At 74.5% G+C, this 13,281-nt stretch carries 11 protein-coding genes; 7 read left to right on the top strand and 4 right to left on the bottom strand.

The genetic code is table 11. The features are described from left to right. The first annotated feature begins 81 nt into the window (after positions 1 to 81). Positions 82 to 1,509 carry a sigma 54-interacting transcriptional regulator gene (locus AB0637_RS13045; protein ID WP_366172766.1) on the top strand — a complete coding sequence of 476 codons (1,428 nt, stop codon included), beginning with the start codon at positions 82 to 84 and terminating at the stop codon, positions 1,507 to 1,509. Positions 1,510 to 1,565: 56 nt separating this feature from the next. On the opposite strand, the gene AB0637_RS13040 is transcribed toward AB0637_RS13045, so the two are convergent. The 3 genes from AB0637_RS13040 to AB0637_RS13030 are packed head-to-tail and all read right to left on the bottom strand — an operon-like array spanning position 1,566 to position 4,103. Continuing rightward, complete coding sequence (locus AB0637_RS13040; protein ID WP_366172764.1) at positions 1,566 to 2,207, bottom strand: rhomboid-like protein; 642 nt, start codon at positions 2,205 to 2,207, stop codon at positions 1,566 to 1,568. Between the two features lie 59 nt (positions 2,208 to 2,266). Continuing rightward, positions 2,267 to 2,596: a hypothetical protein gene (locus AB0637_RS13035; protein ID WP_366172762.1), complete on the bottom strand. Its 330-nt coding sequence runs from the start codon at positions 2,594 to 2,596 to the stop codon at positions 2,267 to 2,269. Positions 2,597 to 2,612: 16 nt separating this feature from the next. Then, positions 2,613 to 4,103, bottom strand: coding sequence for a CoA-acylating methylmalonate-semialdehyde dehydrogenase (locus tag AB0637_RS13030; RefSeq protein WP_366172856.1), 1,491 nt, complete (start codon positions 4,101 to 4,103; stop codon positions 2,613 to 2,615). A gap of 272 nt (positions 4,104 to 4,375) precedes the next feature. On the opposite strand from AB0637_RS13030, the gene AB0637_RS13025 reads away from it, so the two are divergent. Together AB0637_RS13025 and AB0637_RS13020 are read left to right on the top strand one after the other, a co-directional pair. Then, entirely contained in the window at positions 4,376 to 6,391 is a 2,016-nt protein-coding gene (locus AB0637_RS13025) for a hypothetical protein (protein ID WP_366172760.1), read from the top strand. A 229-nt stretch (positions 6,392 to 6,620) separates the two neighbouring features. Beyond that, a complete protein-coding gene (locus AB0637_RS13020) occupies positions 6,621 to 7,877 on the top strand; it encodes an MFS transporter (RefSeq protein WP_366172759.1) in 1,257 nt (418 codons plus the stop codon). Positions 7,878 to 7,903: 26 nt separating this feature from the next. Here the strand turns inward: AB0637_RS13020 and AB0637_RS13015 are convergent, their stop codons facing one another. Next, on the bottom strand, positions 7,904 to 9,103 hold the full coding sequence (locus tag AB0637_RS13015; protein ID WP_366172757.1) for a cystathionine gamma-synthase: 1,200 nt from the start codon (positions 9,101 to 9,103) through the stop codon (positions 7,904 to 7,906). 60 nt (positions 9,104 to 9,163) lie between these two features. Between AB0637_RS13015 and msrA the strand changes: the two genes are divergently transcribed. The 4 genes from msrA (at position 9,164) to AB0637_RS12995 (ending at position 13,268) form a co-directional block, all read left to right on the top strand. After that, on the top strand, positions 9,164 to 9,835 hold the full coding sequence (gene msrA / locus AB0637_RS13010; protein ID WP_366172755.1) for a peptide-methionine (S)-S-oxide reductase MsrA: 672 nt from the start codon (positions 9,164 to 9,166) through the stop codon (positions 9,833 to 9,835). Positions 9,836 to 10,095: 260 nt separating this feature from the next. Further along, positions 10,096 to 10,836 carry a response regulator transcription factor gene (locus AB0637_RS13005; RefSeq protein ID WP_366172753.1) on the top strand — a complete coding sequence of 247 codons (741 nt, stop codon included), beginning with the start codon at positions 10,096 to 10,098 and terminating at the stop codon, positions 10,834 to 10,836. A gap of 15 nt (positions 10,837 to 10,851) precedes the next feature. Continuing rightward, positions 10,852 to 12,132: an ATP-binding protein gene (locus tag AB0637_RS13000; RefSeq protein WP_366172751.1), complete on the top strand. Its 1,281-nt coding sequence runs from the start codon at positions 10,852 to 10,854 to the stop codon at positions 12,130 to 12,132. Continuing rightward, on the top strand, positions 12,129 to 13,268 hold the full coding sequence (locus tag AB0637_RS12995; protein ID WP_366172749.1) for a hypothetical protein: 1,140 nt from the start codon (positions 12,129 to 12,131) through the stop codon (positions 13,266 to 13,268). Before AB0637_RS13000 ends, AB0637_RS12995 begins: the two co-directional genes overlap by 4 nt. Positions 13,269 to 13,281 lie beyond the last annotated feature (13 nt).

Below are 13,281 nucleotides of genomic sequence, written 5' to 3'. Positions count from 1 at the left end.
GACCGCCGCCGTCCGCGTCGCCGCCCACAGGAGCAACGGCACCCGTAGCCGATCGGCGCGGGCCGACGTAGGTTCGGCCGTGTGAGCACTCGCGAGACTCCCCCGCTCCCCCTCGAACCCCCCGCCGACCTGCCCCTCACCCTCGGCGCCCTGCGCGCCTCCGGCCACGAGCACCGCTCCGTCAAGGAGGAGCTGCGGGCCAACCTCGTCGCGCGCCTGCGCGCCGGACAGGACCGCTTCCCCGGTGTCGTCGGCTACGAGGACACCGTCGCCCCCGAGCTCGAGCGCGCCCTCCTGGCCGGGCACGACGTCGTCCTGCTCGGCGAACGCGGCCAGGGCAAGACGCGCCTGCTGCGCTCCCTCGTCGGCCTGCTCGACGAGTGGACCCCCGTCATCGAGGGCTCCGAGCTCAACGAGCACCCCTACGCACCCCTGACGCCCGCGTCCCGGCGCCGCGTCGTCGCCGACGGCGACGAACTGCCCGTGGCCTGGCTGCACCGCTCGCTGCGCTACGGCGAGAAGCTCGCCACGCCCGACACCTCCGTGGGCGACCTCATCGGGGACGTCGACCCCGTCAAGGTCGCCGAGGGCCGCACCCTGGGCGACCCCGAGACGATCCACTTCGGCCTCGTCCCGCGCACCAACCGCGGCGTCTTCGCCATCAACGAGCTGCCCGACCTCGCCGAGCGCATCCAGGTGGCCCTGCTCAACGTGCTGGAGGAGCGCGACATCCAGGTCCGCGGCTACCAGCTGCGGCTGCCGCTGGACCTGCTGCTCGTGGCGAGCGCCAACCCGGAGGACTACACCAACCGCGGGCGCATCATCACCCCGTTGAAGGACCGCTTCGGCGCCGAGGTGCGCACCCACTACCCCCTGGAGCTCTCGCTCGAGGTGGACCTCGTCCGCCAGGAGGCCGCGACGGTCGCGGAGGTGCCCGAGCACCTGCTGGAGGTCATCGCCCGCTTCACCCGCGGCGTGCGCGAGTCCCCGTCCGTCGACCCCGCCTCGGGGGTGTCGGCCCGCTTCTCCATCGCGGCGGCCGAGACCGTCTCGGCGGCGGCGCTGCGCCGGCACGCGCTGTCCGGGGAGGTGACCGAGCCGGTGGCCCGCGTCGGTGACCTGCACACGGTCGTCAGCGTCCTCGGCGGCAAGGTCGAGTTCGAGCAGGGCGAGGAGGGCCGCGAGGTCGAGGTCCTGGAGCACCTTCTGCGCACGGCGATCGCCGAGACGTACCGCTCGCTGCTCGGCGGTGCCGAGCTGTCGGGCTTCTCCGAGCTCGTCACCGAGGGCCGCACGATCGAGACCGGTGACCTCGTGCCCGCGGAACGGCTGCTGGAGCAGGTCGGGACGGTGGCGGGGCTCGCGCAGGTCCTCGAGCGCCTCGGGCTGGCCGACGCGACCCCGGGCCGGGCCGCCGCGGGGGTGGAGTTCGTCCTCGAGGCGCTGCACCTGACGCGCCGTCTCGACAAGCTCGTCCTCGACGACGGCCGGACGGTCTACGGCAGCTGACCCGTCGGCAGCCGACCCGTCGGCGCTGACCCGTCGGCGCTGACCCGTCGGAGGCGTCAGGTCGTCCGCACGGTCGCAGCGGGATCGGCCCCGCGGTGCACGAGCACCGCGAGGCCGAACCCGATGACCAGCGCGACGATGTGGCCCAGCGCCGTGAAGTCCGGTTCCAGCAGCAGCACCGCGCCGAGACCCGCCAGGGGCAGCAGCGCGCACGGCACCCTCGCCCACCGCGGCACGCGCGCGACGAGCAGGCCCACGATGCAGGCCAGCCCGTAGCTGACCCCGACGTCGGGTGCGCGGGCCACCGACGGGTCCAGCCGGCCGTGGGTCAGGCCCGCCGCCAAGACGGTCGCGACGACGAGCGTGGCGCCCACGTGCCCGAACCCGAAGGCGACGATCGTCGCCAACCGCCCGAGCCAGCGCTGCAGGACGACCAGCCCCGCCGCGAGCGGGACGAGGATCAGCAGGCCCGTCTTCCCGGGCACGACGACCGAGGACAGCACGATCACCCGGAACGGCGAGCGCCGCAGGTTCACGAGGTTGGTGCTCGACTCCTGCACGAAGCGCGCCCGGTCGGCGTGGGACTGGGTGTGCAGGGCGATGAAGACGCCCAGCACGACGAGGACGTAGAGGACGGCGAGGTCGACGCCGCGGGGAACCCCGTGGGACCGGCCGCGCCACCACGAGGGGGTGCGCACCGGGACAGTGTCGATCACCGGCTCCGCGCGCACCCGGCGAGCGCTCCCCCACCCCGCCCTCACGACCGGCGGGGGCTCTTCGGCGGTTTCCCGCGCCAGCGCAGCGACTGCGCGTCGAGCTCGCGCAGCAGCCCGTCCCCCTCGACCAGGACGCGTTCACCGAGGGCGACGGCCGCCGTCAGGCGGTCGTCGTCGAGCTGGCGGTACGCGGGGCCGGCCCGGCGGTCCAGGACGTCGTACCAGCACGCACCGACGGCCGCGTCCAGCAGGACGCGGCCGAAGCAGTGGTTCGCCCGCAGGGTCCACCGACCACGGGCCGCGGCGTCGGGCAGGTCGTGCCCGACGAGCTCGCGGTACCGGGCCAGCAGGCCCTCCCGGTCGGTGGTCACCCCACGGGGACCGGTCTCAGTCGTTCTGCGGGAACCCGAGGTTCAGCCCGCCGTGCGAGGGGTCGAGCCAGCGCTCGGTGACGACCTTGCCGCGGGTGAAGAAGTGCACGCCCTCGACGCCGTGGGCGTGGGTGTCCCCGAACAGCGACTGCTTCCAGCCGCCGAAGGAGAAGTAGCCGACCGGCACCGGGACGGGCACGTTGATGCCGATCATGCCGACCTGCACCTCGTTGCGGAACTTGCGCGCCGCGCCGCCGTCGTTGGTGAAGATCGCCACGCCGTTGCCGTACCGGTTGCGGTTGATGAGGTCCAGGCCCTCGGCGTAGGACTCGACGCGCACGACGGACAGGACGGGCCCGAAGATCTCGTCGGTGTAGATCGACATGTCGGTGCCGACCTTGTCGAAGAGGGTGGGGCCCAGCCAGAACCCGTCGGCGTCCCCGTCCGGGACGACCTCGCGGCCGTCGATGACGAGTTCGGCGCCCTCGGACACGCCGGCGTCGACGTAGCCCGTGACCTTGTCGCGGTGCGGGCCGGTGACCAGGGGGCCCATGTCGCAGCCGCGGCGGCCGTCGCCGGTGCGCAGCGTCGCCACGCGCTCCTTGATCTTCGCGATGAGCTCGTCGGCGACGGAGTCGACGGCGACGAGGGCGGAGATCGCCATGCAGCGCTCCCCCGCGGACCCGAACCCACCGTTGACGGCGGCGTCGGCGGCCAGGTCGAGGTCGGCGTCGGGCAGGACGAGCATGTGGTTCTTCGCCCCGCCCAGGGCCTGCACGCGCTTGCCGTGCTTGGTCCCGGTCTCGTAGACGTACTGCGCGATGGGGGTGGACCCCACGAAGGACACCGACGCGACGTCGGGGTGGGTCAGCAGGCCGTCGACCGCGACCTTGTCGCCGTGCAGGACGTTGAAGACGCCGTCGGGCAGCCCGGCGTCCTTCCACAGCTGCGCGATGAAGTTCGCGGCCGAGGGGTCCTTCTCGCTGGGCTTGAGGACGACGGTGTTCCCGGCCGCGATGGCGAGCGGGAAGAACCACATCGGGACCATCGCGGGGAAGTTGAACGGCGAGATGATCGAGACGACGCCGAGCGGCTGGCGCAGGGAGTACACGTCGACCTTGGTGGAGGCGTTCTCGCTGAACGCGCCCTTGAGCAGGTGGTTCATGCCGCAGGCCAGCTCGACGATCTCCTGGCCGCGCGAGACCTCGCCGAGGGCGTCGGACAGGACCTTGCCGTGCTCGGCGGTGATGATCTCGGCCAGCTCGGGCTTGCGCTGGTTCAGCAGCTCGCGGAACGCGAAGAGGATCGTCGTGCGGCGGGCCAGGGAGGTGTCCCGCCAGGCCGGGAAGGCGTCCTTGGCCGCGGCGACGGCGGCGTCGACGTCGGCCTGCGAGGCCAGGGCGAGGGTCTTGGTGCGCTTGCCCGTGGCCGGGTCGTACACGTCCGCCGACCGGTCACCGGAACCCGCCGTGCCGGCACCGGCGATCCAGTGCTCGACGTGCGGCAGCTGCCCGGTCGAGCCGGTGGCACCAGCGGCGGCTTCGGTGCTGGCGGTGGTGGTGGTCACGGGATTGCCCTCCTCGGACGTCGTTGACGCGAGCTGGTCGGCGGGCCGCTGCCCACCGGGGTTCGTCGGGGTCATCATGCCACCCGACGGACCCTGTTTGTCCAGACAAACTGTCATGCCTGCGTCGACCGGGCCGACGCTCCGGCGGTCGCCGGACGCATCCGGCGCGAGGAGCCGTGGCGCCTGTCGGACCCGCGACGTAGCGTGCGGACGTGGCTCGAGACGCGTGGAGCAGGCGACGGGGTGGCCGGTACCGGTACGGGGAGTGGGCGGGCGGCCCCGACCCGCTGGCCCCGCCCTACGACGTGCGCTCGGCCCTGGACCGCGTGGGACGCGAGGTGCTGTCCGGCGGCTCGCTGCGCGACGCCCTGCGGGACATGCTGCGCAACGGCCCGGACGGTCGCTCCGGCCTGGACGAGCTGCGGGCCCGGGCGGCCCGGTTGCGCCGCGAGGCCGCCCGCCGCGGTGACCTCGACGGCGCCCTCACCCAGGCCCGGGCCCAGCTCGACCAGGCCCTCGCCGCCGAACGCGACGAGCTCGCCGGCCGGGACGACGACGACGCCCGCTTCGCCGAGACGCGCCTGGACGCCCTGCCCCGCTCCACCGCCCAGGCCGTCCGCGACCTCGAGGACTACCGCTGGGCCAGCGAGCAGGCGCGGCAGCAGTACCAGCAGATCCTCGACCGGTTGCGCGACGACGTCGTCGGCCAGCAGTTCAAGGGCATGAAGGACGCGCTGCAGAGCGGCAGCCCGGAGACGATGCAGGCGCTCAAGGAGATGATGGGCGACCTCAACGAGCTCCTGGCGAAGAAGGCGCGCGGCCAGGACACCCCCGAGGACTTCGCGCAGTTCATGGCCAAGCACGGCGACACCTTGGGCGAGGAGGGCGTGGAGACCCTCGACGACCTCGTCGACGCGCTCGCCCGCCGGGCCGCGGCGGCCTCGCGGCTCATGCGCTCGCTCTCGCCGCAGCAGCGCGAGGAACTGTCCTCCCTCATGCAGCAGGCCCTGGGCGGCGACCTCGACCTGCAGGCCCAGATGGCGCAGCTGGGCGACAACCTGCGCGCCCTGCGGCCCGACCTCGACTCCAGCCGCGGCGAACGCGTGCGCGGGCAGGGCGAACCCCTCGGGTACGGCGAGGCCGCCGACGCCCTGCAGGACATCTCCGAACTCGACGACCTCCTGGACCAGCTGGGGCAGGAGCACCCCGGAGCGACCCTCGACGACGTCGACGTCGACGCCCTGGAACGGCAGCTCGGACGCGGCGCCGCCGACGAGCTGCAGCGGCTGCGCGACCTCGAACGCGAACTCCAGCGGCAGGGGTGGCTGTCCCGGTCCGCCGACGGACTCACCCTGTCCCCCAAGGCGTTGCGCCGGCTCGGCCAGACCGCGCTGCGGGAGGTGCTGGGCCGCCTGGACACCGGGGGCCGCGGCAGCCACGAGAACACCGACGCGGGCGCGGGCGGGGAACCGACCGGGGCGACCCGGCGCTGGCAGTTCGGCGACGAGCAGCCCCTCGACGTCGTCCGGACGGTGTCGAACGCGCTGCAGCGCGGGGCGGCCAACGGCGCGACGGGCGCCGTGCGGCTGTCCTGGGAGGACTTCGAGGTCGTCGAGACCGAACGGCGGGCGGGGGCGGCCGTCGCGTTGTGCGTCGACCTGTCGTTCTCGATGGCGGCCGAGGGCCGCTGGGGTCCGATGAAGGAGACGGCTCTCGCGCTGTCGCACCTCATCTCGACGAAGTTCCCCTACGACGAGCTGCAGATCATCGGGTTCGGCCTGCACGCCCTGCCCATGACGGTCGGGGAACTGGCCGAGGTGGAACCGGACTTCGTCCAGGGGACGAACCTGCAGCACGCGTTGAGCATCGCCCGCCGGCACCTGCGGCGGCACCCCGACCTCGAACCCGTCGTCCTGGTCATCACCGATGGCGAACCCACGGCCCACCTCGTCGAGGGTCGCGACGCCACCGAGTCGTTCTTCCAGTGGCCCCCGACGCCGGCGACGATCCGGGCGACGGTCCAGGAGGTCGACCTGCTCACCCGGTTCGGCGCGACGATCAACCTGTTCATGCTGGGCGAGGACCCGGGGCTGCGCCGGTTCGTCGAGGCCGTCGCCCGCCGCAACGGCGGTCGCGTCCTGTCCCCGAGCCCGGACCGGCTGGGGCAGTACGTCGTCGACGACTACCTGCGCTCGCGCACCGGTCGCCGCGGGCGCCGCGCCTCCTGACCCGCCCCGCTCCCGGCTCACCGGCGCCTGCGGCGGGTGGGGGATCGTTGGCACCTCGCTCTCGTTCATCGGTAGCGAGGTGCCAACGATGCTCACCCCGGACCGCCCCGCGTCGACGATCGTTGGCACTTCGCTTTCGTTCATCGACAGCGAGGTGCCAACGATCCGAACCCCCGGGACCACGGAAACGGCGTGGCCGGGCGGGGACGGGGTGTGGCAGCGTGCCCGGGTGAGCACCGCCGCCCGGGTCGTCGAGGCCGTCCTGCCCCGGCGGCTCGGGACCGGCTTCCGCTGGCTCATCGCCTCCAGCTGGGCGAGCAACCTCGGCGACGGCCTCGCGCTGGCGGCCGGCCCCCTGCTCGTCGCCTCCCTCACCCGCGACCCGCTGCCGGTCGCGCTCGCGGCGCTGGCGTCGTGGCTGCCGCCGCTGCTCTTCGGGCTCAGCGCCGGGGTGCTGTCCGACCGCGTCGACCGGCGGCTCATCGTCCTCGTCGTCGACGTCGTGCGGGCCGTCCTGCTGGCCGGGCTCGCCGCGGTCGTGCTGGCGGGGGCGGCGACGGTCCCGCTCGTCCTCGGGGCGCTGTTCCTGCTGGCCACGGCCGAGGTGTTCGCCGACAACACGGCCTCGACGCTGACGCCGATGCTCGTCGCCCGGGCCGACCTCGCGGTCGCCAACGCCCGCGTGCAGACGGGGTTCGTGACGGTCAACCAGCTCGCCGGTCCCCCGCTGGGCGCCGCCCTCTTCACCCTCGGCGCGGGGACGCCGTTCGCGGCGCAGGCCGGCCTGTGCGCCCTGGCCGCCGTCTTCGTCAGCCGGTTGCGCCTGCCCCCGCTCGAGGGCGGGCGCGCCTCGACGACGCCCTGGCACGACGTGCTCGAAGGGGTGCGCTGGACCGCCCGTCACCCCGCCGTCCGCGTGCTCGTCGCGACGATCTTCATCTTCAACATCACGTTCGGCGCGGCCTGGTCGGTCCTCGTCCTCTACGCGACCCAGCGGCTCGGCCTGGGGTCGGTGGGGTTCGGGCTCGTGACGACGACGGGTGCCCTCGGCGGGATCGTCGGCGTGCTGGCCTACGGCTGGATCACCCGGCACGTCTCGCTGGGCAACCTCCTGCGGATCGGTCTCGTCGTGGAGACGCTGACCCACCTCGCCCTGGCCCTGGTCCGCTCGCCCTGGCTCGCGCTGCCGGTGTTCTTCGTCTTCGGCGCGCACGCCTTCGTCTGGGGGTCGACGTCGATCACGGTGCGCCAGCGCGCCGTCCCGCACGCCCTGCAGGGGCGGGTCGGCGCCGTCAACACCGTCGGGACGTTCGGCGGTCTCGCCGTCGGCAGCGGCGTCGGCGGGGTGCTCGCCCAGCAGCACGGCGTGACCGCGCCGTTCTGGTTCGCCTTCGCCGGCTCGGCGGTGTTCGTCGTCCTCGTCTGGCGCTCGTTGCGCCACGTCGCCCACGCCGACGAGCCGGAGGACGCCCCGGCGCCCGCGTGAGCCGGCGCCGGGGGTCCTCGTCGGTCTCAGCCGAGCGCCTGCGCGAGGTCGGCGACGAGGTCGTCGGCGTCCTCGATGCCGACGGACAGCCGGACGAGGTCGTCCGGCACCTCCAGGAGCGACCCGGCGACGGAGGCGTGCGTCATCCTCCCGGGGTGCTCGACGAGGGACTCCACACCACCGAGGGACTCACCGAGGGTGAACAGCTCCGTGGCCTTGCAGACCGTCAGGGCGTCCTCGACGGAGGCGAGGCGGAAGCTGATCATGCCGCCGAAGCGCTTCATCTGCCGCGTCGCGACGTCGTGGTTGCGGTGCTCGGCCAGCCCCGGGTAGAGGATCGACGTCACCCGCGGGTGCGACTGCAGGAACTCCACGACGCGTTCGGCGTTGTCGCAGTGCCGTTCCATCCGGACGGCGAGGGTCTTCAGGCCCCGCTGCACGAGCCAGGAGTCGAACGGCCCCGGGACGGCGCCCATCGAGTTCTGGTGGAACCCGATCCGCTCGGCCAGGGAGTTCCCGCGGCCGTCCTCGCCGTCGCGCACGACGACCGCGCCGCCGACGACGTCGGAGTGCCCGCCGGCGTACTTCGTCGTGGAGTGCACGACGAGGTCGGCGCCGAGGGTCAGCGGCGTCTGCAGGTACGGGGTCGCGAACGTGTTGTCGACGACGAGCAGGGCGCCGACGGAGTGCGCGAGCTCCGCGAGCGCGGCGATGTCGGCCACCGTGAGCAGCGGGTTCGTCGGCGTCTCGACCCAGACCAGGCGCGTGGTCGGCTGCAGCGCAGCGCGGACGGCGTCGACGCTGGCGAGGTCGGCGGGGGTGTGCTCGACGCCCCAGGGCTCGAAGACCCGCTTGATCAGCCGGTACGTGCCGCCGTAGGCGTCGTTCGGGATGACGACGTGGTCACCGGGCTTCAGCAGCGCGCGCAGGATCCCGTCCTCGGCCGCCAGGCCCGAGGCGAACGCGAAACCGGCCGCCCCCTGCTCCAGGGAGGCCAGCTGCGTCTCCAGCGACGTGCGGGTCGGGTTGCCCGACCGCGAGTACTCGTACCCCGTCCCCAGCCCCGTCCGCAGCGCGCCCACGCCGTCCTGCTTGTACGTGGAGACCTGGTAGATCGGGGTCACGACGGCGCCGGTGGCGGGGTCCGCCTCCTGGCCGGCGTGCAGGGCACGGGTGGAGAAGCCGGGGAGCTGGTCGGAAGTCACGCACGGAAGGTTGTCACACATCGGGAAGCCCGAGGGGCCGCCCGTGGTTGACCTGTCCGACACCGATGGAGGGAGCGACGGATGCTGTTCGGCAACCCGTACAAGACGACGATGGTCCCGGCCGAGGAGGCCCTGCGCGGCTCGGAGACGCGCCGCTTCGAGGTCCCGACGACCCACACCGTGCTCGGGACGCCGCTGGAGGGCCCCTGGCCCGAGGGCACCGAGGCCATCTCCTTCGCGATGGGCTGCTACTGGGGCGCCGAGCGCATCTTCTGGCAGCAGCCGGGGGTGGTCACCACGGCGGTCGGCTTCCAGGGCGGGTTCACGAAGAACCCGACCTACGAGGAGTCGACGACGGGGCGCACCGGCCACGCCGAGACGGTCCTCGTGGCCTACGACCCGACGGTGACGAGCGCGGAGCAGCTGCTGAAGGTCTTCTGGGAGAACCACGACCCGACGCAGGGCTACCGCCAGGGCAACGACCGGGGCACGGAGTACCGCTCGGCCGTCTACACGACGACGGACGAGCAGTTCGAGGCGGCGCAGCGCACGAAGGAGACCTTCCAGCGCGAGCTGACCGAGCACGGCCACGGCCGCATCACGACCGAGGTCCGCCCGGCCGCCGAGGCGGGGCAGTTCTGGTACGCGGACGAGTACCACCAGCAGTACCTGGACAAGATCCCGAACGGCTACTGCAACCACGGCCCCAACGGCCTGACGTGCCAGATCGGCCTCGTCACGACCGACGACTGAGGCTCGCGGCCTCGGCCGGGAACGGCCGGGGACGCGGAGAGGGGACGGTGCCCGTGGGCACCGTCCCCTCTCTCCTGCCTACGCCCCCCAGCGCATGCCGGGCCACCCGTCCCCCCGGCGGGGTGCCCACAGGAATCCTGACAGACGCCCGGAGCGCGGGACACCGCGACGCCACCCCCCTTTCGGGGGCGGGTCGCGGCCCCTCCGAGCCGCCGGACGGCCCCGACCTCGCTACCCTCCCCTCGGGGGAAGGAGGTCCAGTGACGCCCACCGGAGGACACGACGAGGGTGCGGTCGCGCCGCGACCGTCGTTGCGCATCGCGGCCGTGGACGACCACCCCGCGCTGCTCGCCGGGCTGCAGCTCGAGCTCGCCCGGCTGGACGACGGCGTCGTCTTCGTCGCGACGGCCCCGACCGTGCCGGACCTGCTGGCACAGCTGGCCGGGACGCCCCTGCCGGACGTCGTGCTGCTGGACCTGCGCCTCGGGGACGGTTCGTCGCCGGCGGGCAACGTCGGCGCACTGGTCGACGGCGGGTCGCGGGTCCTCGTCTACACCGAGGGCCGGCAGCACGAGGAGGCGCTCGCTGCCCTGCAGGCCGGGGCCCAGGGGGTGCTGCTGAAGGACCGCCCGGTGGCCACGGTCGCCGAGGCGCTGCGCGCGGTCGCGGACGGCGAGACGGTCTCCTCCGCCGAGACGGCCGCGGCGCTGCAGGTCGACGAGGACCTCACGTCGCACCTGTCGCCGCAGGAGCGGCGCGTCCTGGAGCTGTACGCCGGCGGGATGCCGGCCCGCTCGGTCGCGCTGCGGCTGGGGGTGACGCTGGAGACGGCGAAGAGCTACCTCAAGCGCATCCGGGCGAAGTACGCCGCGCTCGACCGGCCGGCCTACACGCGCATGGAGCTGTACCGGCGTGCGGTGGAGGACGGCGTCCTGGCCCCGCTGCCGGCACCGGGCGCCACGGTGTCCCCCGGGAAGCACCCCCGCGGTGCGGACGACTGACGCGGGGGGCCGCCGGTGACCCAACGCGGGGTCCGGCGCCTGCTGGCCCTCGTGCTGGCGCTGGCCGTCGTGTCCGTCCTGCCCACGGTGGCGACGAACGTGGCGGGCGGCCGGTCGGGCACCCCGGCCGGCTGGACGGTCCCGGTCCTGCTCGGGTACGCCGCCGTGATGGTCGGCCTGCTGCGGGAGGCCCTGCGGCGCAACGACTCCGCGTCGGGCTCGCGCGGGCTGGACGTTCCCGTGTGGGGTCTGGTGGTCCTCGGTGACCTGGCCCTGGCGACCTTCCCGGCCGTGAGCGGCGGCACCGCAGAGGACGTGCCCTGGGTCCTGTCGCTGTCCCCCGTGACGGTCGGGGCCGGTGCCGTGGCCGTGCCGTCGCTGTGGGGGGCGCTGGCGCTGACGGCGGTGCACCTGGCGCTGCGCCTGGCGCTGCAGCTGTCCGGGGTCTGGACGGTCCCGACCGACGTCATGGCCCTGGAGACCATCGGCCTCGTCGTCATCGCGATCGCGGTCTCCGTGGCGGTGCTCGCCGTCCGCGGTTCGGCGCGCCAGCTGGAGTCGGCCCGCGGCGCGGCCGAGCGGGCCGCCGCCGAGGCCGCGGCCGCCGAGGCCGTCGAGCGCGAGAACTCCCGGTGGGACGGCATCGTCCACGACGACGTGCTGGCCTCGTTGTCGCTGACGGCGCACGCGCGCGACGAGGCCGACCGCGAGCGGGCCCGGCAGGCGGCCGGCCGCGCGCTGACGAGCATCGCCCGCGAGACCGAGCGGGGTCCGGCGGGTTCGACCCCGGTGCGCGTCCCCGTCGCCGTCCGGCGGATCGCCGACGCGGTGCGCGGGCAGCACCCGCAGGTCGAGCTGGTCCTCGACCCCGCGTCCGAGCACGTGAGCGACGCCTCCCCCGGACCCGTCGCGGCGGAGCCGTTGCTGCCGGCCGAGGCGCTGGAGGCGTTGCAGGCCGCGACCGTGGAGGCCTGCCGCAACGCCGTGCGCCACGGGGCCCGGCAGGGCGTCCCGCCGACCGTCCGGGTGCGCGTGCGCTCGACCGCGACGGGGAACGGGGGCGCGGCGGGCCGGCTCAGCGTCGAGGTCCGGGACGACGGGGCCGGTTTCGACACACGCCGCGCGACCCCGCGGCTGGGGCTGGCGGTGTCGGTGCGGCGCCGGGCGGCCGTCGTCGGCGGCCGGGCCCTCGTGCGGTCGGCCCCGGGGGTCGGCACGGTCGTGCTCCTCAGCGTCCCGCTGACGGGGTCGGGGGCTCCCGCGGTCGGGGGCGCGGTCTCGGGGATCCGGTCGTGACCCGGGTCCAGCGGGCGTGCCTGCTCGGCACCGTCATCTGGCTCTTCTCGCACGGTCCCCTCGTGGCGCTGCTCTCGCTGCACCAGCACCGGGTGCCGTGGCTGGCCGTGACCGCCCTCACCGCCGTCCTCGCGGTGAGCGCGGTGGCGGTCCGTCCCCTGCTGGGCGGACCGATCGAGGTGTCGCGGCGCGCGGCCGTCGCGATGGCGCTCGTCGTCCCCCTCAGCGGGCTGGCCGTCACGCCCTTCCTCGACGAGAGCCTGTGGCGCACCTACGGCAACTGGTGGCCGGGCCTGACGCAGATCGTCGTGGCCGCGCTCGTCGTCCGCCGACGGCCCCTGGTCGCGCTCGGCGCCGAACTCGCCTCCGCGGCCGTGCTGGGGGTGTGCGTCGCGGGCTCGGACCTGCCCAACCGGGCCGTGGTCTTCGCGGCGCTGAACCAACCGGCCATCGTGTGGTTCAGCGCGAGCCTCGGGGTGCGGCTGCTGTTCGACCGGACAGCCCGCGACGTGGCCCGGTACGCGGCGGACGAGGGCGCGTCGGTGGCGGGACGGGCCGCGACGGAGGCCCGGGGGCGCAGCGCGCGGCAGCGCCGGGAGGACCTCGAGCACGACGTCGTCCCGCTGCTGCGGCGCGTCGCCCTCAGCGACCCCGGCGTCCCCACCTGGCCCACGCTCTCCCGGGCGGCCCTCACGGTCGAGCGCCGTCTGCGCGACGACCTGCGGGCCCGCGACCTGCTCGACGAGGACGTCCGCTCCGCGCTGCGCCGTGCCCGCGACCGGGGCTGCGAGGTGGACGTCGTCGACGACCGGCGGGTCGCCGCCGGCCCCACCGGCGACCGCCTGCCCGCCGCCGGGTTCACGGCCGAACTGCGGACGTTGCTGGCCCCCGTGCTCGACGCGTGCGGCACGGCGCGGGTGACGCTGCGCCTGCCGCCGCAGGGGCAGTGGGCGACGTTGTCGGTGGACGGGTCCGCCCGCGAGGCGGACGCCGTGGCCGCCGCCCTGCGGATGGGGCACCTGCGCGGGGTCGGGGTGGACGTCGAGACCGACCTGCACACCGAGGGCGGCGCCGGCTCGCTGTGGGCCGAACTGCGGCCCGCCCCCGTGGGGACGGGACCGCAGCCGGCCCTGTGACGCCGTCCGGCCG

Source organism: Kineococcus sp. NPDC059986 (genome assembly GCF_040702905.1).
Taxonomy (GTDB): domain Bacteria; phylum Actinomycetota; class Actinomycetes; order Actinomycetales; family Kineococcaceae; genus Kineococcus.
The sequence above is the reverse complement of the archived record's forward strand: the minus strand, read 5'-3'. Positions and strand labels throughout refer to the sequence as shown.